Source organism: Pseudovibrio sp. M1P-2-3, from assembly GCF_031501865.1.
Taxonomy (GTDB): Bacteria; Pseudomonadota; Alphaproteobacteria; order Rhizobiales; family Stappiaceae; genus Pseudovibrio; species Pseudovibrio corallicola.
Genome location: NZ_JARRCW010000001.1, coordinates 3,085,789 through 3,108,381, shown reverse-complemented (window position 1 = coordinate 3,108,381; position 22,593 = coordinate 3,085,789). Strand labels below are relative to the sequence as shown.

The window sequence follows — 22,593 nt, the reverse complement described above, 5'->3', positions numbered from 1 at the left end:
TTTAAAGCCTTTCAAAAGGAGGATCTGACGAATACACACCGGCGACCTATTGCGGGCGCGCGCGAGTTTGCTTTTCCTTTTATCCGAATTATGGCCCCTCGCGGCTGCCCAGTACTTACTGTTAGGTCATAAAACTCAATTTTAGTAATATGTGATGCATGTCGACACCTTTAATTATTAGTAATCTTTAGGGGTGAAAATCTTAGTTACTTCAAAAACTATTGACTAGCTAAGATACTAAGACTTCAAAATTTAAAGTAAATTTATTGCGCTACCCATCTGTGTTCACGGACCTGTCACACCCGCGTGAGAGTGGTCCTTGTTTATGTTATTTGATCGGTCCTCTCCCCCTCATTATCTATGGATTATCCCAGAGGAAAATTGGTCCTCATCCAAAAAAAATGGCTTAGCCCGAGCAGCTTTCCCCAGTGAAAGTACGGGAAAGTTGTGCAAGCCTGCGGGCTTTTGCCCCGGCATTGTCTTTAAAAGAATAACAGAAAGGACAGAACCATGGCTACCAAAGTTTATAAAGGCAACGATAATAAAGACGACTTCAACGAGTGGACGGGAACAGACGGATATAAGTATAGCACCCTCAATTACTATGCTTATGGGTATGGAGGAGATGACTACTTCAAATTCTCCTGGATGATGGCACCAAGTGGGTCAATGGCAGCAGATTTTCAATCTCTTCATGCCTATATGGGAGAGGGAAACGATTATATAGAAGTCGATCTGAGTGACCCGAGCAATTACAGTGCTTCCTTGGATATGGATATCGATGGAGAGCAAGGTGACGATATCATCGATGTTTCTGCGGTCTCGGATAAAGGCAACAATTCGACCATCATTTTACGCGGCGGCTCCGGTGACGATACTATTGATGGCACAAAAGGTGCTGACACAATCTACGGCGACTATGAAACCTCCGACACACCTGCGCTTGGAGAAATATCCGTCAAAAGCGGGATGGATATTCCTAACTATATAGACACTGCATACGATTCATCCCTCTCTTATAACGATTTCATAGACGCAGGCGCTGGAGATGATCTGGTCTATGGCGGGTTTGGTGACGATCTTATCTACGGTGGGAAGGGAGATGACACGCTCTACGGGGGCGTTGGCAATGATACTATCTACGGTGACAAAGGCGATGACACCATCTATGGCGGTGACGGCGATGATATGATTTTCGGCGGTGTCGGCAGTGACACTATCTACGGCGGCGATGGCAACGACTACATTCATGTGGGCGACAGAACCGGCTCGGATATTGATACGGTCTATGGCGGTGCAGGGGCTGATACCATCATCACCGGCGGCATGAAGGCCGATTATCTTTACGGTGAAGATGGACAGCCATATGACTGGGGGGGATTTAGTGCGGAAAAGGGTGCGGAAACCGGTCTGGAAATCGCTCAAATGGGATTGGAAATGGTCGGCATGGCCAACCCCATGTTAGGAGTTATGTTCGGCGTAGCTGGCAGCTTTGCAACCCAAGCGCTGTCAAACGCCCTTTCCGGCGACGGTGACAACACCTATACGGTGACCGATTCCAGTGACTATGTCTCCATGAAGGACTTCAATCCGCTTGAAGACCAGTTCATCTACACCGCTACTTTGACTGACGGCGATACCCTTGGCTACTTCAAAGGCATGATTAACGAAAGCCGCGGCACTTATGAGCTGTGGAGTGATGTGACCCAGCAGGGCAATGGCGGCTTGATTGCCCAGATGCATTTTGACCATGACTTGATTGATTATCTGCAGGAAACATCGGCTACCGGCGCTTCTGAAACAACCATTGCCAAAGATCTTGCAGCCGGTGTCATGAATACCGGGTTCTCGGTCACCTATCATGAGGGCCACTACCACGATGACGAAGGCGATAGGATCAGTGACGACGCCCTGTCTCAGGTTGTGAATACCGACCCCGACACCGGCGCGGATATTACCTTGCAAGACAGCCTTGACGGCATGGGACTGGAAGATGGTCAGACTATGTTGATGACCGGAGCCTACTCCGGCCAGTTCATGATTGGTCAGGAAGTGGAAGAAGCCGGAGACCTTTACATGGTAGGTACCAACTACGGCGATGCCATGTATGCCAAAAATCCGGTTACTCATGATACTCAAGCCAAAGGTTACATGTATGGTTTTGGCGGCGATGACGTGATTGAAGGCGGCGACGCCAAAGATCATATCTTCGGCGGCGAAGGCGATGATACCATGACCGGATACGGTGATGCTGACACCTTCGTATTCGAGGCCAATGCCGGCAACGACACCGTAACCGACTTCACCGTTGGTGAGGATACCATCAGGTTCTATGGCGATGACTACCCGGACCTGGCCTATGATGATCTGACAATCACACAAGTCGAGGATGACACAACCACATCCGGTTACAGCACCACAGTTGAATACGGAGATAACCAGATCACTTTGGAAGACGTTACTTCAGGCTCACTTTCTGAAAGTGATTTCGTTTTCTCCTAAAGCGTATCTCCGAAAAGTGGATACCGGCTTTCGGTCAAAGACATGCGGCTAAACAAAAAGTTAAAGCAGTGCACGGTTTCAATAAATCGTCTCACTGCTTTAGAGTATCCGTCTTGGTCAAGCCGTTTTTGGTTGCCATTGCCGGTCCGCTTTTATGAGAGCGTTTGCCAGTTCGATTAGCTTACGCATGAGAGCTATTATGGCGATTTTGGGAGGCTTACCAGCCGCTCGCATCTGGTTGTATTTGGCTTTCAGGTCTGGATTATAACGGCTGGCAACAACGGCAGGCATGTAGAGTGCATCGCGTACCGGCTTGCGCCCTGCTTGAATAAAAGCAGCGCCCCGCCAGCGTCCTGACTGGCGGGTCATGGGGGCCAGCCCCGCCAGAGCAGCGGCCTGTTTACGGGATAATTGTCCAAGCTCTGGCATTTCAATCACCAGCGCCGCGACGGCGACCTGTCCCAGCCCGGGAATAGAGTGTAAAATCTTTGCTGCCCGCGCCCTTTGAGGGCTCTGCTCAATTTGCTTTTGAGTTTCGGCGTTAAGGGCCTCCAATTGCTTTCGCACGAGTTTCAGGCGTTGCTGTGTCTGTTTGCGAACCAGGTTCACCCGTTGTGTTTTCAACCGGTTCTCCAGTTGCGTGGCTTCTTTTACAAGAGCTTGACGTGCAACGCGTATCTCTTTGAGATGACATAGGCTTGCATCGACTGGCTTGTCTGGTTCCAACTGGAAATCGTGCCCCATTTGGGCCAGCAGGCGCGCATCAATCCGGTCCGTCTTCGCCCTCTTGCCTTTGGCCTGTGCAAACCGGCGTGCTTGCCATGGGTTAACTTTGCTCAGAGGATAGGAACCCGACAATGCCAACTCAAAAGCGCCGTGATAAGAACCTGTGGGTTCAAAAATAATTCGAGCGACAGGCAGGCCTTTCAGCCAGCTTTTTAACTGTCTGTACCCTGCAGCTGTATTGGTAAACTGCTTGCTCTGCTCATCCGGCAGGCAGTACACATCAAGATGGTCTTTCGAAATATCGACACCAATGGTAACCTCAGACATCTTCGCAAGTATCCTATGCTTGTCGTGCAGAGCTTTGGGCTGCTGCGTATCCGTTCAGGCCTGTTGCGAAGACGGTGGCCGATCATACTCTAAAACGGTCCCTTGTGACCTAGCGCGTCCCGATCCGACCACCGCCACTGCCCTCCCGACTCAATACGGTGGCCATTGGCCTATATTCGCAGAAGGCACTAAAAAAGCATAAGACAAGCGCGTTCCGTATGATTGGGTTCAATCAAACGACAAGAATTCGCTCAAAATAAATAAGTTAGAGTGCACAGCGTGAATGCGAATGAACGCGATGTGCTTTAAAGGGTTCGTGGCTTGAAACCTATAATGCTTCGGGTCGCACTTTCACAAGGCAGTCAAAAACGATGGACATCTGTGGAACTTCACCGCTGTTCAGGATGCCGGTTAGTAATTACGCAGTTAATTTTCTGATCCAGTGCTGTCATTACTGAAATGTCTTTGGTCGTAAAGTCCATATTCATGTGCAGGATCTCACGAAAGACCCCTTTCTTGACAAGAGGCTCCGCCACATCCCCAGAGATATAGTCATGGCGTCCCTGAATGCCCATGGGGTAGAGCTTGGTGGGAACACCAAGAAAAGTTAGTTGTGCTTCCATGACCTGAGGATCTATCTGGTATTTGGCCTGTGCCTCCTGTCCGACCATGTTCGCAAACTTTTCCTTGCAGGCCTTGTCGAAGGCCATTGCAGGCTGACCGCTTTTGGAAACGGCAAAAACAGTTCCCAGCTTAAGGGAGAACTCTCCCGTTGCAGGTTCCATTGCGAACGCGGGGTTGGACAGGGCAAACAACGCCCCCATGGCAGCTAGTTTCCTGAGGTTGTTCATGGGCAGTTTCCTTGCCTCTTGTTGTTGATGTCAAACAGGTGTCTGTGTGGATCATTATTTGAAAACCACTCTCCGCGCCTTGGAGAAACTCTGTAAGTAAAAGCTCCTTAACCCTTCTTTGAAACCTACTCGTTTTCTGCGGGGCTGGTTTCTTTGGCGGTACGGTTCGTGATCACGCAGTTGGTTGTCTTATCAAGAGCTGCCATGACCGAAATGCCCTGATGACTTGCGTCAACGTTCATATGCAAGAATTTTCGGTAGATCCCGTTGCTGGCAAGCTTAAAACTGATTTGATCGGAGACGAAGTCATCCCGTCCCTTTACCCTGATGGGGTAAAGCTTGGTTGTCACACCAAGAAATTTGACTTCCGCCATTTCTGCTTTCTGGTTGATTTCATATGCGGCAGAGGCGACTTTCCCAATTATGTCAGCATACTTTTCTTCGCAGGATTGGTCCTGATCTGGTGCCGCTTCTCCATCTTCTTGTACGGCATAAACAAGATCCATGGGAGCGGTGAAGCGTCCAGAATCTGGTGTTTCGGTTGCCCCCAACGTGGGGACTAGAAAAAGCAGTGCTCCAGCACCAACGATACTTAAAAGACTTTTCATGGGCAGCTCCCGAGCCTCTTTTCTGGGTTTTGACGAAGCTTAAGTAAAAGTTGTGCCTACCTCCATGTAAACTTGCTCGCATAGTTAGAAAAGGCTTCCCATGGTTCTTCTAGAGTGTGATGCGTTTTCAATCTTTACAAGTGGCCGGTTGTTTTCCGGCACCTCTAGCGTACTCACACAAGTGGAGACATTGAGGAGTATGGGGGAACCCTATGAGTGCGCCGTGGGGAGCGTTATGAGCTTGGCTCCCAGAAAGACGGCTCGTTAGTCAAGATACAATGTGTAGTGGAATCCAGTTTTGCGACCACTGAAATATATCGATTAACTGCTTGCAGGTCCATTTGGATGATTGTTTTATAAATACTACCATCTTCTTTGTTCGTTTTAGTATCATCAGAAATGAAGTTGTAATGCCCATGATGCCCCACCGGAGATAGTTGTGTTGTTATATTCAACAAGGTTATCTGGGCAGAGCTTTTGGCTGGGCTGACTTCATAGCTTGCTGTTGCTGTTCTTCCCCAGATCATAAAGTACTTATTTTTGCAGGCCGGATCCAGGTCAGGTAAGGGAGTTCCATTCTTATGAACTGCAAATATGTCTCCCAGTGCCACAGAAAACTCTCCCTTGGTCGATTTTTGCGCATGAACGGGAGTATTCAGGGCAAGCAGCACCCCTATAGTGACCAAACTCACAAACGGCACCATAAACGATATCCTCGTATCTATTTCGGGTCTCAAAAGACTAGACAGGCACGAGGGCCTGTCTCAACGAAATTCTACTCGCTTAGTTAGAAAAGACTTTCCTGCACCTTCTGTGGGCGAACGGGACGAGGTCGTGTTTTCTCCTGAAATAACCAGTTCACTTAACAATATCACTTTTACCAGAGCACGGAGCAGATTGGTGAAGGTGGACCAGCACGTGTCCAAGCCACTCCGCGCCTTTTTTAAGCAGTTCTGTCATGTGTCTGCTTTGAAACCCGTTCCAGAGTTACAAAATGCGGGGAGGGGGGAGAGGAGGTAGAGTAGCCATTGGGTATACTTCCCTTTTATGGTTAATATGTGCCCTGATCTCTTGAACCGGGGCGGGTGAATTGACTTGCGTGGCTTCGAGTGATTTTTCACGTCCTATGAGAACTGGAAATCATCTTGGGTGATGATGGCTGCGGCCACGCCCGTCAACGTAATCTGGTTGTCATCATAGGCGATAATCGTGCTGAAACCGGTATGGGATGCATCGTCATCAATCTGAGTGATTGAAAGGTCATCGTAAGTTAGGTCAGGATAATCCTTACCATAGAACCTTATTATGTCCTCGCCAACCGTGAAATCGCTGATCGTGTCAAATCCGGCATTGGCTTCAAAAACAAAGGTGTCTGCACCTGCGTTTCCTGTCATAGTGTCATTGCCTTCGCCTGCGAAGATCATGTCTGCTTGATCACCGCCATAGAGCAGGTCGTCACCATCAAACCCGTACATAAAGGCGGTGGCAACCGTGTTGGAAGCTAGATGGTTCTTGGCATATATTATGTCGGAAAAGTTTGAGCCGGCCAGAAATAAATCTCCGGCTTCCTTGATCTGTTGGCCTTCCAGAAGCAGATTTCCGTAGGCACCTGTCATCAAGATGGTCTGACCGTCTTTCATGTCTATGTCATCTAGGGACTCTTTAAGTGTCAAATCCCCTTCCGTGTCCGGATCGATCCCAACAACAGTGCCAAGCAGATCGTTGGACAGTTCATTGCTGTCGCTGTCGTAATAGGTCCCGTTGGAATATGTGACTTTAAAGTTAGTGGCAATCAATCCATAAGACAGATCCTTGGCAATAACCGTATTTGCCGCTCCAGAGCCGGAACTCTGCTGAATGTAGGAGATCAAGTCTGTGTCATATTGCAGTTGTGCCAGCAGTCCGCCATTGCTTTGCTGGGTTACATCCGTCCAAAGCTCATAGGATCCATCTGAAAGATTGACATCCCCTTTGAAGTAGCCCAGGCCGTTGTGATCGGACATGGTTGCTGCGTAGATGAACGTATCCTCCCGCGGATCAAAATCAGCGACGCGCACATAGTCACTGCTGTCCTTGATCACTTGGGATTTAAAGTCCTGCTTGGAGATAGAGTTGAGCAGAACACGGGTTGCATAAGATCCCAGTGCTCCTATGGCAATAGCATAGCCAGGGTTGGCAACACCAGCTGTGGAGAGAACGAGCTCCGTCATCTGAACGGCACCTACGCCGCCCCGCTCAATTCCCCAGGACTGCCAGTCAAACTCCATAGGAGCGTTGAGTGAATACTGTTCCGTCATGCCTCCGGAAATAATGGTGTCGGCTCCTTCCCCGCCATAGACAGTGTCAATGTCAGATCCGGTGCGATCACCAACGTTGATGAAATCATTGCCTGCCTCTCCGTAAATAGTATCGGATCCGTTGCCTCCACTGATATAATCATCCCCGTCACCACCGTATATGGTATCATCCCCATCATCGCCGATAACGACATCATTGCCAAAGCCGGCGTAGATCAAATCGTCTCCGCGGCCTGCAATAATGACATCATCATAGGAAAGGGCGGGGTCGTAAGGGGTATCGGTGTAATCGGGAATTTCCTTACCTGATTTTACGGAGACTTCTGCAATGGGGGGACTATCGGAAGTTTCATAGTCTCCATAGATGGTATCAGCGCCTTTGGTTCCATAGATGGTGTCATTTCCAGAGCCTCCGCGCAGGATAATATGGGAATTTCCCCCTTTATCTTTGACGTTCGAAACCTCGATAAAGTCGTCCCCCTGCTCACCATCTATGTCCATTTCCAGTGAGTTGCTGTACTCTTCCTTGTCCTCCAAATTGACCTGTAGATAATCATCTCCGGTGCCCAAGTAGGCGTGGAGGGATTGGAAACGGGCACTGTCGTGTGATTTGGTCCACGTGAACTTGAAACTGTCATTGCCACCATAACCATAGACATAATAGTTGATGGTGTTGTTACGGTCTGCGTGAGAACCTTTCCAGACTTCGGAGTTGTCGTTGTCGTTGCCTTTGTATGTTCCGGTACTCATCTGCTTCCCCTTTCCTGGCCTTAGGCTGGCCAAATTTTCAAAAGTAATACGGAGCGCACAGCCTCGTTTTGGACTTGTTCCTAAAGAAGGCTGGGGTGAAAATTTGCAAGAGGACCATGGAATAGCTCGCTGATTTGCGTGGCAATTTAACGTGCTATTGACTTAACCCAAGAAGCTTCTCAGAGATTTTAGCCAATCTTTGATCCAATCCCTTTTGCCAATTTGTACACTCGGTTCCTGTTTGTCATGGTTCTTGGTGTGTTCGCTTTGGTTCTGTATTTGAAAACCTGCCCGAATAGTATTTGGGCAGGAGCTTCCCGCCCCATTTATTATTCGGGCGGGAAGCTATTGAGCCACATTAACCAAACATGAAGTCACTTTGAGACAGGTCGCTTGCGGCAACGTTTTCCAAAGTGATCTGGTTATCTCCGTATTCAACTGTGGTGCTGTAACCGGATGTGGTTGTGTCATCCTCGACTTGTGTGATTGTCAGATCATCATAGGCCAGGTCCGGGTAGTCATCCCCATAGAACCTGATGGTATCCTCGCCAACGGTGAAGTCGGTGATGGTGTCGTTGCCGGCATTGGTCTCGAACACAAACACATCATTACCGCCATATCCGGTCATGGTATCATCGCCTTCGCCGCCGAAGATATGATCTTTGGCGTCGCCGCCTTCAATCACGTCATCGCCGCCAAAGCCGTACATGAAGCCTTTGGCATCCGTGTCATGGGTGACCGGATTTTTGGCATACATGGCATCGCCGTAGTTGGTGCCGACCATATACAGGTCGCCAGCTTCTTCTACTTCCTGACCAATCATGAACTGGCCGGAGTAGGCTCCGGTCATCAACATAGTCTGACCATCTTCCAGTCCCATGCCGTCAAGGCTGTCTTGCAAGGTAATATCCGCGCCGGTGTCGGGGTCGGTATTCACAACCTGAGACAGGGCGTCGTCACTGATCCTATCGCCTTCGTCATCGTGGTAGTGGCCCTCATGATAGGTGACCGAGAACCCGGTATTCATGACACCGGCTGCAAGATCTTTGGCAATGGTTGTTTCAGAAGCGCCGGTACCCGACGTTTCCTGCAGATAATCAATCAAGTCATGGTCAAAATGCATCTGGGCGATCAAGCCGCCATTGCCCTGCTGGGTCACATCACTCCACAACTCGTAGGTGCCGCGGCTTTCGTTAACCATGCCTTTGAAGTAACCAAGGGTATCGCCGTCAGTCAAAGTAGCGGTGTAGATGAACTGGTCTTCAAGCGGATTGAAGTCCTTCATGGAGACATAGTCACTGGAATCGGTCACCGTATAGGTGTTGTCACCGTCACCGGAAATGGCGTTTGACAGCGCTTGGGTAGCAAAGCTGCCAGCTACGCCGAACATAACTCCTAACATGGGGTTGGCCATGCCAACCATTTCCAGTCCCATTTGGGCGATTTCCAGACCGGTTTCCGCGCCTTTTTCTGCCCCCCATTCTCCCCAGTCAAAGGGTTGCCCGTCTTCACCGTAAAGATATTCGGCTTTCATGCCTCCGGTGATGATGGTGTCGGCACCAGCACCGCCATAGACCGTATCAACATCCGAGCCGGTTCTTTCGCCCACATGAATGTAGTCGTTGCCATCGCCGCCGTAGATAGTATCACTGCCGACACCGCCAAAAATCATATCATCGCCGTCACCGCCATGGATGGTGTCATCGCCTGCCTCGCCGTAGACTACATCGTCGCCAAATCCTGCGTAGACAAGGTCATCGCCATTGCCGGCTTGAATGAAATCGTTATAGGAAAGGTTCGCGTTGTAGGCGGTATCCGTATAATCAGGGATTTCCTTGCCGTCTTTAACTGAGACTTCAGCTATGGGTGGCGTATCTGAGGTTTCATAGTCGCCGTAGATGGTGTCCGCGCCTTGTGTACCGTAGATGGTGTCATCTCCGGAGCCTCCGCGCAAAATGATATTGGAGTTGCTGCCTTTGTTGGGAACATTGGAGACATTGATAGTATCGTTTCCCTGTTCGCCGTCGATATCCATTTCAAGAGAGTTGCTATACTCTACTTTATCTTCCAGATCGACCTTAATGAAGTCATCGCCGGTTCCCATGTAGGCGTGCAGGGATTGGAAACGGGCTGAATCGTGAGACTTGGTCCATGTGAACTTGAAGGTGTCATCTCCTCCGTACCCGTAAACATAGTAATTAATAGTGTCGTTTCTGTCCGCGTGCGAGCCTTTCCAAGTTTCACTATTGTCGTTGTTATTACCTTTGTAGGTATTCGTAACCATTGGGACTTTCCTTTGTTCTCTAAATGAGGGGCCTGCCTCTGCTTCTACTTCTGTGAAAGACCTTTTCGCTGAACTCGGTTTTCGAAGGTTGCTTTCAAAAACATAGTTACCGAGGTACTGGTGCCAGCTTTAACTTTCAAATCAACTAGAAGTGCCGATCACTCACGTGCGTGTGAGACCGGTGAGAAGTGACAGGAAGTCCCTGAATATTAGTATTGTCTTATCAGGATGATGGGGGAGGAGGGAAAGTAACGTTGCAGGTGGTGATCTCAAATTTCGAAATTGAAATATGAAATTTAATTAAAGATGTATTCTGTAAACGTACTCTTTTGAGAGTAGTTCTATGATTTTTATGTAATATTACTTTGCGGTTTCAAATAGAGAGAAAAAGCGAATTGCAGCGGTCTGCCTGTTCGCTCTTTCCCTAGATGTTTTGAGAGGTTGGCCCCGGAGCGTTTTAGAACGTCCACAAGACGCCCACACGGCCTTCCACGTTGATGGCGTCCTCGCTGTCATAGGCCATATTGGTGCCGATTGTGATTTTGCCGGTTTCTCCCAGATCGTAAGTGACGTCGGCGCCAACGAAGGGGCGAACGCCTGTGTCATTGTCATAGTCGGCCAGCGTGAACTTGCTACCGCCGACACGCGCCTTCAGGTCCTCTCCCCAATTGTGATAGAGGTCCAGCCCTCCGTGCACGTTCACCCGCCAGCTGCCAAGGTAATCGGTTCCCTCCCAGTCTACGGAGAGTTGTGTTCTTAAGGAGATCTGGTGGGCGGAAGCGCTGTCAAAATCCAGTCCGCTGGCGTCAAAAGAGCCTTGCCGCGAAAAGGTGTAGCTGCCGGTGAGGCTTGGAATGATGTAGGCGCCGTTGTGCAGGTAGGGCTGGCTGACGGTGATTGCAGGGGAGAAAAAGCCGTCGGTGATGGTGTCCCCGCCCTGATCACTTGTGTTGATGCCGCCGCGTACAGTGTTGTCCAGATAGCTCAATCCCTGCGCATCGCTCCAGCTTGCCCCGCCCAGAAGGTCCAAGGTTAAATAGGTGGTGCCTATGGTGCCGGTATAGTATCCGCCCAGATATCCGGTTTTAATATCCGTATCCCAATCATCATCGGATCCGTCCAGACGGCCATAGGCATAGCCGCCGTAAACTCCGAGAAGTTGAGTTTGGTCCACCACCCAATCGGCCCCTGCAGTGAACACGCCCAGAACATAGGAGGAGGGGTCGCTGGAATTATTCACCTGCCCCATGATGCTGGAACTTGTCCAGTACCCCCTGTTCTTGGCCTGCACGGTTCGCAAGGTGGTGGTTTGGTGCAAGGAACGGGTCAGATCATTGATAAGGTCGGTGGTGGCCTCGCGCTGCAGAGGCTGGGTGAAGCCGCTGGCTCCAAAAGAGATGACCTTATCATCCACTATGTAAAGCTGCTGGCTGTTGTCTTCAATGTCCAGCCCTTCCATATCGCCGGAAATGGTGAAGATGGCGTCATAGCCATCGTCGATGAACAGGGTATTGTTGGGGCTGGCGCTATCACCGGTTTTTATGAATTCGATTTTCCCTTGCACCAATGTGCCATTAAGCAAAGAAACGGAGTTGCCGCGTCCTTCCACGCCAACGGCCCACCGCTCGGAGAAATTATCCACGAAGACCGTACCCCCATTGTCGAAGGTATTGCCATTTCCTTCAATGATAACACCATCCCCTTGGGAAAGAATTGTTCCCGAATTAAGGCTGGTATGGTTGTCTCCTGTGATGCTGAAACCGCTCCAGCCCGCTTCAATACGCCCAAAGTTTTCTGCACTGCTGTTGCTGCCTAGCAGCTCGATGCCAAAGCTATTAGCAAAAATTTCACCTGTGTTGACGGCAGTTCCTCCATCTCCCCAGATACTGACGCCGCGCCAGTTGGCATGAAGGCTGCCTGAATTGATGAAGCTATTGTTTTCTCCCACAAGCCATGCGCCATCATAGCCTTCGGCTCCAGCCACGCCGTCTATGCCGGTGACGAGTAGGCCGGAGTTTTCAAACCAGTTGTTGTCCCCTGTCATAAGGGCGCCGTACGCACCGGCACTCAAGGTGCCGGAGTTTATGACAGTGCCGTTGGTTCCTTCCATCTGTATGCCGTTGGTGAGCGCGGTGATGGTGCCGCTGTTAAGGGCTGTGTCATCAACGCCCAGCAAGTATACCCCGCGCCAAGCCGCCTCAATATCCCCCGAGTTTTCGAAGAAATTCTGCTCCCCCTCAAGCCGCGCCCCATCATAGCCGGTGGTTAACATGTCATAGTTGGTGAAGCTGTTTGAAGCGCCATAAATCCATATGCCGTAGCCACCGGCACTGATGGGGCCGGAACTTGCAACCGTGTTGCCATCCCCTTGCAGATAGAAAGCGTCAGAACCGGTGTCCATTTCATTGTAGTTGTTGATGATATTGTTTGAACCTAGAGTATAAAACCCACGCCCTCCAGCATAGATGCTGCCATTGCTGCCCAGTGTGTTGTTGTCGCCGTAAATATAGACGGCGTGGCTAAGGACGCTGGACAAAATCCCATCGTTGACCAGAGTATTCCCATCTCCCCACACGAAGACTGCCGGGTTCCAGAATACGGAGATAGAGCCCTCGGGGAAAATATTGAGCTGATCCTGATCGAACATAATCTGCGTGGTGGTTTGAGCATCCGAGATGTTTGTCTCGGTTGCGCCTGCCTGTTGCAGGGGGACAGACAAGCTCAAGCAGAACAAGGGGAGAATGGAGTACTTCAAAGTGCTCTGGCGTGTCTTACTGTCAATAGCTTCAAGTATCATTTCAACACTCGCAATGATTAGGAGAATTGCTTCCATGAAATAACTACGCAATGGATTGATCAATTAGCTGTTTATGACACGAGAGAAATAAGTATTTAGATTCATGGGGTTAATTGTCTGGGGTGCCCGTTGGAATATGCTGGTTGAATGCTAAGGGGAAGCGCTTATTTCCATTTGATTTTGGTGGTAAGATTACAGTCAGTATGGAGCGGAAAGACTATCGTGGCCCAATGGCTAAGCTTGGATCTTATGTAAGAGAAGTTTGATTGTTTAGGGTTCTCATTGCTCTGTCGACTCCCCTTATGCTCAGTGTACCGTTGAGCGCTGCTATTTTTCATAGCAAGATGAAAAATCCTGATCGTGATGGGGACATGCACCTGTTGCTTTTGTTCGGTATTGAGCCAAACAACGGCACTGTACAACGCGCTGGATCCATAACATGCAAGCGTGGGGAGGCTATTATGTTGTTCCCCTTAAAGACCGAATATGAGTTTAGTAATGACGGTTTGGATATGCGCGCCCCTAGACAAAGGTCGCTTTTAATAGAGGTGGATGGAAAAGAGCAGTTTCAATTGGAGGCCACTGTGGAGTTTCTGGATGATGGGCCTTACTCAAAAGCTGTATTGGATTTACAAATTACTCAAGCCCTTGTTGGTGCAGAAAAAATACTGGAATTTACTCACTCGACCATGTTCTCGGGCGTCTTTGAGCGTAGTATAGTTGATCCAGAAGATATGACTGGCACAGCAAACCAGTTTTTGGAGAACTGCTTTTCCCAGTAATTCTCGGTTTAAGACGGGTAAACCATATATGCCCGTTGCCTTTTGAAGGGTATCGCATAACTATTAGCCTATGAATCACTGTTACTTAAGGTAGCTGTTGGGGGCTCTGGGAAATTGCCTAAAATTGCAGATCATAGATGGAACAGCTGGGTTGTCGTGGTCTTCTGCCTTGTGATGGGGGGCATCGTTGGTGCGCTCCTTCTGCTTGGGGTTCTCTCTACAGGCAGCATGTTTTCGTTTGCCTATTGGGCCGAACCTGCCATCAGCGGTACACAAGTATCCTCGCTCCCAGACAAGTCCACCATCCTGCGCAATGTGAGCCTGACCTTTGCGGGGATCATTACGCTTTTCTTTGGTTTCTTTTCCCTGATATTTCTTGGTTGGCGCAGCCTCAACACCCACCGGCAAACGGACATCGCCCAAAAAGGCCAATACGCCGAACGCTTCCAAAAAGCCGCTAGCATGCTGGGCGAAGAGCGCCTGTCTGTACGCGAAGCCGGTATCTTCGCGCTGACTGAGGTGGCCAAGGCGGACCCCGACACCTACTACCTGCCGGTGCAAAAACTGCTCTGCGCCTTCATCCGCGACAAGAGTGCGGAGCAGAGGCGGGAGGAGGATAAGGGGAAGGTGGAAGGTAGGATACTTAGTGACGATCCTAGTGAGGAGTATGTTATTTATCGTGCTTTACCCAGCAGCGATGTTGTTGAGGCGTTCAAAGCCTTTACAAGTTTGCGAAATACTGATCTTGAAGGTGAGTGGAAGCCGGATTTATCTAGATCGAACCTATCTAGGATTTCGTCTGAGGGTGCAAATTTGCAGTCTATTGATTTCAAAAGCGCCTATATGTTTGGTATGGATCTAGCGTCCGCAAATCTACATAAAGCTACTTTTGTATGCGCTAATCTAAATAGGGCGGTTGTTCGCAGTGCTGATTTGAAAGGTGCTATGTTCGTATGCACCAAGATGGGCGAGGCTGATTTCAAAGAAGCGAAACTAGAGGGTACTTCGTTCTTCGGTTCAGATTTTACCGGTTCCGAAGTAACTACTGAACAAAAAGCTTTCTTTTCTTATGATCAGTGGCAAACGATGGAAGTAGTAGACCAAAAGCCAGAGTACATGCCGCTGTGATTGGCACCAAACATTGATAGGTTTCTTTGCGTCGAACTACCTTTCTGGATCCCGCATCAAGCGCGGGATGACGGAGGAGGGGAGGCAGGGATGAGCGCGGACGTGAGGTTGGAAGGGGGCTGTTTATGGGAGACCCTCTTAAAAACTGAGGGTGTCACTCCGGACTTGATCCGGTCCAGCAGCCCTGCGGGTTTTGGGAGGGCAGGTTGTCCGGCCCGATTTGCCCCATGCAAGGCCGGTTCATGCCTCAAGGGTGCGCGTGGGGGAAGGCGTGGCGTTCTGCCAGAGCGGCGAGGATGTTGTGTTTGTCGTTGATGAAGGCGCGGCCGTTGTAGATGCCGTTGCGGTAGGCAGACGTTTCGCCTTCGCGCAGCACCATGAGCGGGGCCTTCTGGTTTTTTTCTCCCACCAGATCAATGAGCTGCTGGCGCGGCTTTGGCCAGTTAATGCGGATGACTTCCAGATGCTCGCCAAGCTGGGGGAAGGACATGAGCACCCCTTCAATCAAGGCGCACTGCCAGCAATAAAATCTTTGATTTGGATAGGCGGGATTTACAAAACCGGGCTCTAGTAAAAACAGCAGGTCCTTGTCTTTGGTCATTCCTGTTCCTTTTTAAGGGGCGCCGGTCAAAACAAATGTAAAACAACGAAGCCTTGGGAGTGTTTCGCGTTTCACAAGAGGTTTCAACAGCCTGCCCCCGCTACACAGTGTCTCAGGGGCGGTGTGTTTTGCTGTTCCGCGCCTTTTTTAACCCTTGCTGGAGGGGGTGAAGTGCATGGCGGTGCCGTTCATGCAGTAGCGCAGGCCTGTGGGCTTGGGGCCGTCAGGGAACACATGGCCCAAGTGACCATCACATTTGCCGCAGCGAATTTCCGTGCGCACCATACCGTGGGAGGTGTCTTGCAGCTCGCGCACCGCATCAGGGCTGACGGTTGCCAGAAAACTTGGCCAGCCGCAGCCTGCATCGAATTTACTGTTTGATGCAAATAGCTTATTTTCGCAAGCAACACACGAATAGACCCCTGTTTCAAAAGTATCCCAGAAGGGGCCTGTGAAAGCGCGTTCGGTGCCGTGTTCGCGCAGCACATGAAACTGCTCGGGGCTTAGGCGTTCACGCCACTCGTCTTGTGAGAGCTTCAATTTATCTGCCTGAGTGTTCATTTTGTCTTTCGGGTTATTCATGGGGCCTTGTTTCTCCTTGGGCCTTGTCTTGGTTGGCCCACAGCGAAAAACAAGTGCGTAGGGGCTTGGAATAGGGATATCCCCCAAAGGGGAGGATGCCTATAAATAACACAGACAATGCATAGGGTTCGAGCGAAAATCGCAAGTGGTCCGCTTGCCCTTTCAAGGTGTAGCCCCTATGTCTGTAACCAAATGGGCAGATAGCCAGTTGTTTATACGATTCGCCTGCTCCCTGTACATTGAGAGTGAAACCATTACGGAGTGCCATATGCCGCTTTCAGGAGTTGAAGCGACATTCTGGGCTATGCTTGCCCCTTTTATTGCCGGAGTTTTTGGCCCCCCTTTAGTGAAGCGTTTCAAACATAACGCCGCTTGGGTGCTGGCTCTTGTTCCGGCCTTGATTTTTCTACACTTTCTGAGCTTCGTTCCCCAAGTCTCCAACGGGCAGACTTTTACGGGGGCTTGGGAATGGGTACCCACCTACGGAGTGACATTTTCCTACTATATCGACGGGCTGTCCACGCTGTTTGCCCTACTGATTTCCGGTATCGGCACGCTCGTGACCCTTTATGCAGGCGGATATTTGAAGGGGCACCCGCAACAAGGGCGCTTTTTCCTGTTTCTCTTCCTGTTTATGGGGGCCATGCTCGGGGTTGTTCTGGCCGACAACATTTTCACGCTCTTCGTTTATTGGGAGCTGACTTCCATCACCTCGTTCCTGTTGATCGGGTTCGACCATTTGCGTGCAGCCTCGCGCCGCGCGGCCATTCAGGCGCTGGTGGTGACAGGAAGCGGCGGTATGGCGCTGCTGGCGGGCCTCATCCTCATCTATATGGTGACGGGGAATATGGAGCTCAGTCAGGTGCTGCAATCGGGTGATCTGCTGCGCGACAGCTCTTTGTATCTGCCGATCTTCATTCTTATTTGCGGCGGCGCGTTTACGAAATCCGCTCAATTCCCGTTCCACTTCTGGCTTCCCAATGCCATGGAAGCACCAACGCCGGTTTCTGCTTACTTGCACTCGGCGACCATGGTGAAGGCCGGAGTTTACCTGCTTATGCGGTTTAATCCGGTGCTGGGAGATACTGTTATTTGGACAACGGTGCTGCCTTTGTTCGGCGGTGTGACCATGCTGGTGGGCGCGATTTTGGGAATGCGGCAGACGGACCTGAAGCTTATTCTGGCCTATACCACCGTGTCCTCTCTCGGACTTCTGGTGATGCTCACAGGCACATCGGACACAATGGCCATCAAAGGGGCGGTGCTCTACCTGTTTGCACACTCCATGTTCAAGGGCGGTCTGTTTATGGTGGCCGGAACCGTGGACCATGAAGCAGGTACCCGTGATCTCACCCGCCTTGGCGGACTGGGCAGGGCCATGCCCATCACCTTCCTAGCCGCTGTTCTTGCTGGTCTTTCCATGGCCGGGCTTCCGCCGTTCCTTGGCTTTATTGCCAAGGAAATGCTTTATGACGGGGCGTGGAACTACCCCGCCGCCGGAATTGCATGGGCGATTGTGGCAGTGCTGGGCAATGCCATGATGTTTGCGCTTGCCGGGGCCGTTGCCTTGAAGCCGTTTATTGGTGAGTTGAAGCACACACCAAAACCTGCCCATGAAGGCCCCATTTTGCTTTATGCCGGACCGTTCCTGCTGGCAGTCGGCGGCTTGATGGGTGGGCTGTTTGCGGTGCAGGCGGGCCATTTGTTTGTGAATCCCATGATCACCTCGGTACTGGGGATCGAATACACCTCACAGCTTTATCTTATCCCTAAGCACCTGAATATAGCGCTGGCGCTTTCTGTCATCACCATACTTCTTGGTCTTGTGTTCTTCTGGAAGCTGGAGACCGTTCGCGGCTGGGTGGATAGCACGATTAAGGCCATTGGCTGGGGGCCGGACAAAGGCTTCGACCAGTTCATCAACGCGCTGGTTTTGGGAGCTACTGCGTTCACCCGTTTGGTGCAAAACGGCAATATGGTCTCCTATATGCGCATGACCTTCCTTGCCCTTGCGCTCATGATCTTTATTCCAACTGCAATTTTGGGAGATTGGCCGGTAATTAGGGGATTTGATCTGCTTCGTTACTATGAATGGGCGTTCTTGATCATCGCCGTGATCGGGCTTGGGGCCGTTGTTTTTGCCAAGAACCGTTTGATTGCTCTGGTGTCTTTAGGGATATCCGGCTTTGCTGTGGCGATCATCTATCTTTTGTTCGGCGCACCGGATCTGTCCTTTACCCAGTTCATGGTGGAGACATTGACCGTGGTTATTCTGACCTTGGTTATGACACGGCTCAACCTGTCTCCGCGTGATGCCCGCTCCTACGGGGCTATGGCATTTGACGCCGCCATTTCGGTGGTGGTTGGCGCGGGAATTTCACTGGTTCTCATTTCTATTGTGCAGCATCCCTTTGATGACACACTTTCCGTGTTCTTTACCGAGTACAGCCGTACCATTGCCCATGGCCGTAACATTGTGAATGTGATCCTTGTTGACTTCCGCGGTTTCGATACATTGGGTGAAATTGCAGTTGTCATGGTCACGGGCCTTGGTGTTCTGGCGCTGATTGGCTTGAGACCGGGAAGTCGGATTGGCAAGAGTGTGTCAAGCTCAGGTTCGCAGGTGCCAGCCGCTCAAAGTCAGCCCAAGGACTAGTGTGATGAATACTATTATCTTTCGAACCATTGCTCCTTATCTTGCAGCGCTCATGGTCCTGTTTTCGGTGTTCGTGCTATTGCGCGGGCACAACGAACCGGGTGGAGGGTTTATTGGCGGTTTGATTGCCGTTTCCGCATTTGCTATCTACGGCATTGCCTGCGGGGTAGACGCGGTGCGCCGGGCGCTGGTGGTGCACCCTGTGTCCGTTGCGGCGCTCGGGCTGTTTCTTGCAGCCCTTTCCACGCTGCCCAGCCTGTTTTTTCTCGAGCCAACCATGACCAGCCAATGGCTGAGCTTTTCCATGTTTGGTGAGGAAATCTCGCTTAGCACGCCGCTACTCTTTGATATCGGGGTTTATCTTGTGGTGGTTGGCTCCATCACCTCCATAGCGCTGTCCCTTGAAGAAAGGGAGTTTGATTGATGGAAACTGTTTTTGCACTTCTGATCGGGCTGTTTTTCACCACAGCCATTTACCTGATGCTCTCGCACAAACTGGTGCGTGTTCTTATGGGTGTTGCCATTTTAGGCAATGCGGTGAACCTGTTGATTTTTACAGCCGGACGGCTGACACGGGATGTGCCGCCGGTGATACCTGAGGGGCTTTATAAACCGCTGGAGGCGGCGGCCAACCCGCTGCCGCAGGCTTTGGTGCTCACCGCCATTGTGATCTCTTTTAGTTTTCTCGCGTTCTTTCTGGTTTTGGGCTACCGCGCCTATCAGGAACTTGGAACCGATGATGTTCTTGAAATGCGTGTCGCCGAGCCCAAGGGCGAGGCCAAGCCACCATTGGGGTACTAGGGAATGGCTGCAAGTAAAACTGCTGTAGATATGGCGGCAGCCATGGTTCAATCTCCGGTGGCCTTGAGTGACTGGCTGCTGGTGGCTCCGACGCTGCTGACCATGTTGGGGGGCTCCATCGCTTTGATGCTGCGCTCCAAAACAAGACTTCAGCCGGTTATCGGCATTACTACAATCCTTCTCGTGGTTGTGTCCAATATGGCGCTTTTGGACCATGTGCTGCGCGGCGGCCCCATTGCCATGGTGATGGGAAGCTGGCTGCCACCGTTTGGCATTGCGTTTACCGCTGATGCCATGGGGGTTGTCTTTGCCCTTGCCGCATCGATTGTTGCTTTATGCGTTGCCATTTATGCAACCAGCTCCGTTGCGGAGCAGGAGCGGCGCTATGGCTTCTATCCCTTTTTGATCATGCTGCTTTGCGGTGTGAGCGGGTCGTTTTTAACCGGCGATATCTTCAACCTGTATGTGTGGTTTGAGGTGATGCTGATCTCGTCTTTTGGCATGATTGTGCTTGGCAACGAAAAGCCACAGTTGGACGGGGCGGTAAAATACACCCTTTTGAACCTTGTGGCGACAACCTTGTTCTTGCTCACAACCGGCCTTCTTTATGGTTTAGTGGGCACCTTGAACATGGCCGATATTGCGCAAAAGGTGAAGGAGCTGCCAAGCGTTACACCGATCCTTGTGCTGTCTGGCATGTATTTCTTCGCCTTTGCCATGAAGGCGGCGGCGTTTCCGGTGAACTTCTGGCTGCCCGCCTCCTACCATACGCCGCGCATTGTGGTGGCCGCCGTGTTTGCCGGTCTTTTGACCAAGGTAGGTGTTTACGCACTCTTGCGGGTAATGCTGCTCATTTTGCCGGAGGGACGTGAATGGCTGACACCGCTGATAACAGTTATTGCTATTGTCACCATGCTGTCGGGCGCATTTGGGGCGCTGGCCCAAACAGATGTACGCCGGATTTTCGCCTATATGGTGATTGCGGGTGTAGGGTCCATGCTGGCCGGTCTTGCAGTTGGCTCGCAAGTGGCGGTGGCAGGTAGCATTTTTTATGCAGTGCATTCCATCTTTGCCATGACCTCCCTGTTCCTTCTGGTGGGCTATATGAAGGTGCTTGGCGGTTCCTATTCCTTGCGCGAACTTGGCGGGCTTTACAGCAAAAGCCCGCTTCTTGCGGCCATTGCACTGGTGCTTTTGCTTGCTGGTGCCGGTTTGCCGCCGTTTTCCGGTTTCTGGCCCAAAGTGCTGCTGGTGGAAGGCTCGCTTGAAAACGGGCAGGGCTGGCTGGCTGCAACCATTCTGGTGACCAGCGTTTTACAGGCAATTACTGTCGGCCGGGTCTGGATATTCTGTTTCTGGCGCGGCGGACCGGAGGGAACGCCCGATGGTACGCTTGTACTCAATAAGGACGGAAGTGCGGTGCTGGCTTCGGCCATGCCTTTGAGCGTGCTTGTGTCGCTGCTGGCCTTGACCTCTCTTGTGGTCCTGATTGGCCTGCAGCCCGAGTTCTTGATGGATGCAGCCCATAAAGGCGCTATGAGCCTCATGAACCCGTCAAGTTATATCGGTGCTGTGTTTGGAGGTGGCTCATGAAAAGTGATCTGTTTCTCGTCAACCTTTTGATGGCTGTGGCATGGGGCGCGATTACCGGCTCATTCGGCCTTCCCAACCTGATATTCGGGTTTTTGCTGGCGACCATGGCCCTGTTCATTATCCGCAATCGAGTCGGGTTTCAGCGCTATATGCGCCGCTCGCTCAGCGTGGTTATTTTGATTCTGGCGTTTCTTTGGGAACTGGTGCTTGCCGCAACGCGTGTGCTTTTGATTACGCTGCGTCCGCGCATGAACCTGAACCCGGGAATCATCGCCGTTCCCCTGACAGTGACCCGTGACTACGAAATTACGTTGCTGGCGAACATGATTACCCTGACGCCGGGAACTTTGAGCATGGATATTTCAGAGGATCGCAAGACACTCTATGTCCATTGTATTGATGTTCCTGACCCTGAAGAAACAGTTCGTGAAATTAAAGAGGGTTTCGAGCGGATGATTATGGAGGCTTTTCGATGAACGGCTTTGAGCAGTTTTCCGCAGACTTTCTTTATATCGCAGTGCGGATCGCCATGGGGTTCTTATCGGTGTCGTTTTTATTGATCACCTACCAGATTATCCGCGGCCCCACATTGCCCGACAGAGTGGTGGGGCTGGATATGCTGGTGGCGGTGGCCATTGGGCTTATTGCTGTGATCGGCATCAAGTCTGGATATCCGCTGTATGTTGATATCGCGGTGGCTCTCGGTCTTGTGGGCTTTTTGGCAACAGTTGCCTTTGCAAGGTTTATTCTCAACAGGGGCAGGGCGGCTGATCCGGTGATCATGCAGGAAGTGAAAGCAACCCAGAAGAAATGGGAGAAGTCCCAATGACAATGGCTATTGTGAATATAGTGGTTGGGCTTGTGGTTATTGTGGCAGGAGTGTTTGCGCTGGCGGGGGCTATTGGCATTGTGCGCTTTAAAGATGTTTATATGCGTGCACACGCCGCCTCAAAAGCCGGTACGCTGGGCTCGGGGCTGTTTTTACTTGCCCTTGGGTTGCATGTGATGGAACTGGATGTGATTACCCGTGCTGTTGCAGGCTTTGTTTTCTTTTTGCTGACAGCCCCCGTTGCAGCCCACCTGATCGCCCGCGCCTCCCACATGGTGGGGTACCGGCCGTGTCCTGAAACAAAGCAAGATGCGCTGTATGAAGCGCAAGAAAAATTCAGCAAAGGCGAATAAAATACAAACTCCCCGTAAAGCTCGGGTGTTTGTATTAACTTATTGTTTTTACGCGTATCTTTGCCGCTTTCATCTCAAGATGTTAGTAGTAAAGGTACGTAGTAATGTTTCATGCAGTACATAAAC

The 22,593-nt window shown here is 50.9% G+C and carries 19 protein-coding genes; 10 read left to right on the top strand and 9 right to left on the bottom strand.

Translation table 11 applies throughout. The features are described from left to right. The first annotated feature begins 510 nt into the window (after positions 1 to 510). The gene (locus P6574_RS13490) at positions 511 to 2,502 is read left to right on the top strand and encodes a calcium-binding protein (RefSeq protein WP_310620789.1); all 1,992 of its coding nucleotides are present in this window, start codon (positions 511 to 513) and stop codon (positions 2,500 to 2,502) included. A 117-nt stretch (positions 2,503 to 2,619) separates the two neighbouring features. Here P6574_RS13490 and P6574_RS13485 read toward each other — a convergent pair whose 3' ends face one another. The 7 genes from P6574_RS13485 to P6574_RS13455 form a co-directional block, all read right to left on the bottom strand. Beyond that, positions 2,620 to 3,555, bottom strand: a complete 936-nt coding sequence (locus P6574_RS13485; RefSeq protein WP_310620788.1) for an IS110 family RNA-guided transposase — start codon at positions 3,553 to 3,555, stop codon at positions 2,620 to 2,622. Positions 3,556 to 3,944: 389 nt separating this feature from the next. Further along, on the bottom strand, positions 3,945 to 4,406 hold the full coding sequence (locus tag P6574_RS13480) for a hypothetical protein (protein ID WP_310620787.1): 462 nt from the start codon (positions 4,404 to 4,406) through the stop codon (positions 3,945 to 3,947). A gap of 125 nt (positions 4,407 to 4,531) precedes the next feature. Then, entirely contained in the window at positions 4,532 to 5,014 is a 483-nt protein-coding gene (locus P6574_RS13475; RefSeq protein ID WP_310620786.1) for a hypothetical protein, read from the bottom strand. Between the two features lie 233 nt (positions 5,015 to 5,247). Next, positions 5,248 to 5,718, bottom strand: a complete 471-nt coding sequence (locus P6574_RS13470) for a hypothetical protein (RefSeq protein ID WP_310620785.1) — start codon at positions 5,716 to 5,718, stop codon at positions 5,248 to 5,250. A gap of 420 nt (positions 5,719 to 6,138) precedes the next feature. Continuing rightward, positions 6,139 to 8,061, bottom strand: a complete 1,923-nt coding sequence (locus P6574_RS13465) for a calcium-binding protein (RefSeq protein WP_310620784.1) — start codon at positions 8,059 to 8,061, stop codon at positions 6,139 to 6,141. Between the two features lie 358 nt (positions 8,062 to 8,419). Continuing rightward, a complete protein-coding gene (locus P6574_RS13460) occupies positions 8,420 to 10,345 on the bottom strand; it encodes a calcium-binding protein (protein ID WP_310620783.1) in 1,926 nt (641 codons plus the stop codon). Between the two features lie 457 nt (positions 10,346 to 10,802). Continuing rightward, positions 10,803 to 13,142: an autotransporter outer membrane beta-barrel domain-containing protein gene (locus P6574_RS13455; protein ID WP_310620782.1), complete on the bottom strand. Its 2,340-nt coding sequence runs from the start codon at positions 13,140 to 13,142 to the stop codon at positions 10,803 to 10,805. 344 nt (positions 13,143 to 13,486) lie between these two features. Between P6574_RS13455 and P6574_RS13450 the strand changes: the two genes are divergently transcribed. Then, positions 13,487 to 13,924 (top strand): hypothetical protein, encoded by a 438-nt coding sequence (locus P6574_RS13450; protein WP_310620781.1) that lies wholly within the window; start codon positions 13,487 to 13,489, stop codon positions 13,922 to 13,924. A 114-nt stretch (positions 13,925 to 14,038) separates the two neighbouring features. After that, positions 14,039 to 15,052: a pentapeptide repeat-containing protein gene (locus tag P6574_RS13445; RefSeq protein ID WP_310620780.1), complete on the top strand. Its 1,014-nt coding sequence runs from the start codon at positions 14,039 to 14,041 to the stop codon at positions 15,050 to 15,052. Positions 15,053 to 15,299: 247 nt separating this feature from the next. On the opposite strand, the gene P6574_RS13440 is transcribed toward P6574_RS13445, so the two are convergent. Both P6574_RS13440 and msrB read right to left on the bottom strand, forming a co-directional pair. Then, entirely contained in the window at positions 15,300 to 15,653 is a 354-nt protein-coding gene (locus P6574_RS13440) for a DUF3088 domain-containing protein (RefSeq protein WP_310620779.1), read from the bottom strand. A 147-nt stretch (positions 15,654 to 15,800) separates the two neighbouring features. Then, complete coding sequence (msrB, locus tag P6574_RS13435; RefSeq protein WP_310620778.1) at positions 15,801 to 16,235, bottom strand: peptide-methionine (R)-S-oxide reductase MsrB; 435 nt, start codon at positions 16,233 to 16,235, stop codon at positions 15,801 to 15,803. 268 nt (positions 16,236 to 16,503) lie between these two features. Between msrB and P6574_RS13430 the strand changes: the two genes are divergently transcribed. The 7 genes from P6574_RS13430 to mnhG are packed head-to-tail and all read left to right on the top strand — an operon-like array spanning position 16,504 to position 22,467. Next, on the top strand, positions 16,504 to 18,891 hold the full coding sequence (locus tag P6574_RS13430) for a putative monovalent cation/H+ antiporter subunit A (RefSeq protein WP_310622162.1): 2,388 nt from the start codon (positions 16,504 to 16,506) through the stop codon (positions 18,889 to 18,891). 4 nt (positions 18,892 to 18,895) lie between these two features. Next, positions 18,896 to 19,315: a Na+/H+ antiporter subunit B gene (locus P6574_RS13425; RefSeq protein ID WP_310620777.1), complete on the top strand. Its 420-nt coding sequence runs from the start codon at positions 18,896 to 18,898 to the stop codon at positions 19,313 to 19,315. After that, positions 19,315 to 19,692 carry a Na+/H+ antiporter subunit C gene (locus P6574_RS13420; protein WP_310620776.1) on the top strand — a complete coding sequence of 126 codons (378 nt, stop codon included), beginning with the start codon at positions 19,315 to 19,317 and terminating at the stop codon, positions 19,690 to 19,692. Before P6574_RS13425 ends, P6574_RS13420 begins: the two co-directional genes overlap by 1 nt. A gap of 3 nt (positions 19,693 to 19,695) precedes the next feature. Beyond that, positions 19,696 to 21,285, top strand: coding sequence for a Na+/H+ antiporter subunit D (locus tag P6574_RS13415; protein WP_310620775.1), 1,590 nt, complete (start codon positions 19,696 to 19,698; stop codon positions 21,283 to 21,285). Next, positions 21,282 to 21,761, top strand: coding sequence for a Na+/H+ antiporter subunit E (locus P6574_RS13410; RefSeq protein ID WP_310620774.1), 480 nt, complete (start codon positions 21,282 to 21,284; stop codon positions 21,759 to 21,761). Before P6574_RS13415 ends, P6574_RS13410 begins: the two co-directional genes overlap by 4 nt. Continuing rightward, complete coding sequence (locus tag P6574_RS13405) at positions 21,758 to 22,114, top strand: cation:proton antiporter (protein WP_310620773.1); 357 nt, start codon at positions 21,758 to 21,760, stop codon at positions 22,112 to 22,114. The genes P6574_RS13410 and P6574_RS13405 overlap by 4 nt, the downstream gene beginning before the upstream one ends. Continuing rightward, a complete protein-coding gene (gene mnhG, locus P6574_RS13400) occupies positions 22,111 to 22,467 on the top strand; it encodes a monovalent cation/H(+) antiporter subunit G (RefSeq protein WP_310620772.1) in 357 nt (118 codons plus the stop codon). The genes P6574_RS13405 and mnhG overlap by 4 nt, the downstream gene beginning before the upstream one ends. Positions 22,468 to 22,593 lie beyond the last annotated feature (126 nt).

Coding starts and splice junctions, on each gene's coding strand:
- P6574_RS13425 (WP_310620777.1), top strand. CDS start 18,896: ATGAATACTATTATCTTTCGAACCATTGCTCCTTATCTTGCAGCGCTC.
- P6574_RS13480 (WP_310620787.1), bottom strand. CDS start 4,406: ATGAACAACCTCAGGAAACTAGCTGCCATGGGGGCGTTGTTTGCCCTG.
- P6574_RS13490 (WP_310620789.1), top strand. CDS start 511: ATGGCTACCAAAGTTTATAAAGGCAACGATAATAAAGACGACTTCAAC.
- P6574_RS13420 (WP_310620776.1), top strand. CDS start 19,315: ATGGAAACTGTTTTTGCACTTCTGATCGGGCTGTTTTTCACCACAGCC.
- mnhG (WP_310620772.1), top strand. CDS start 22,111: ATGACAATGGCTATTGTGAATATAGTGGTTGGGCTTGTGGTTATTGTG.
- msrB (WP_310620778.1), bottom strand. CDS start 16,235: ATGAATAACCCGAAAGACAAAATGAACACTCAGGCAGATAAATTGAAG.
- P6574_RS13470 (WP_310620785.1), bottom strand. CDS start 5,718: ATGGTGCCGTTTGTGAGTTTGGTCACTATAGGGGTGCTGCTTGCCCTG.
- P6574_RS13430 (WP_310622162.1), top strand. CDS start 16,504: ATGCCGCTTTCAGGAGTTGAAGCGACATTCTGGGCTATGCTTGCCCCT.
- P6574_RS13415 (WP_310620775.1), top strand. CDS start 19,696: ATGGCTGCAAGTAAAACTGCTGTAGATATGGCGGCAGCCATGGTTCAA.
- P6574_RS13460 (WP_310620783.1), bottom strand. CDS start 10,345: ATGGTTACGAATACCTACAAAGGTAATAACAACGACAATAGTGAAACT.
- P6574_RS13465 (WP_310620784.1), bottom strand. CDS start 8,061: ATGAGTACCGGAACATACAAAGGCAACGACAACGACAACTCCGAAGTC.
- P6574_RS13455 (WP_310620782.1), bottom strand. CDS start 13,142: ATGATACTTGAAGCTATTGACAGTAAGACACGCCAGAGCACTTTGAAG.
- P6574_RS13440 (WP_310620779.1), bottom strand. CDS start 15,653: ATGACCAAAGACAAGGACCTGCTGTTTTTACTAGAGCCCGGTTTTGTA.
- P6574_RS13410 (WP_310620774.1), top strand. CDS start 21,282: ATGAAAAGTGATCTGTTTCTCGTCAACCTTTTGATGGCTGTGGCATGG.
- P6574_RS13485 (WP_310620788.1), bottom strand. CDS start 3,555: ATGTCTGAGGTTACCATTGGTGTCGATATTTCGAAAGACCATCTTGAT.
- P6574_RS13405 (WP_310620773.1), top strand. CDS start 21,758: ATGAACGGCTTTGAGCAGTTTTCCGCAGACTTTCTTTATATCGCAGTG.
- P6574_RS13450 (WP_310620781.1), top strand. CDS start 13,487: ATGAAAAATCCTGATCGTGATGGGGACATGCACCTGTTGCTTTTGTTC.
- P6574_RS13475 (WP_310620786.1), bottom strand. CDS start 5,014: ATGAAAAGTCTTTTAAGTATCGTTGGTGCTGGAGCACTGCTTTTTCTA.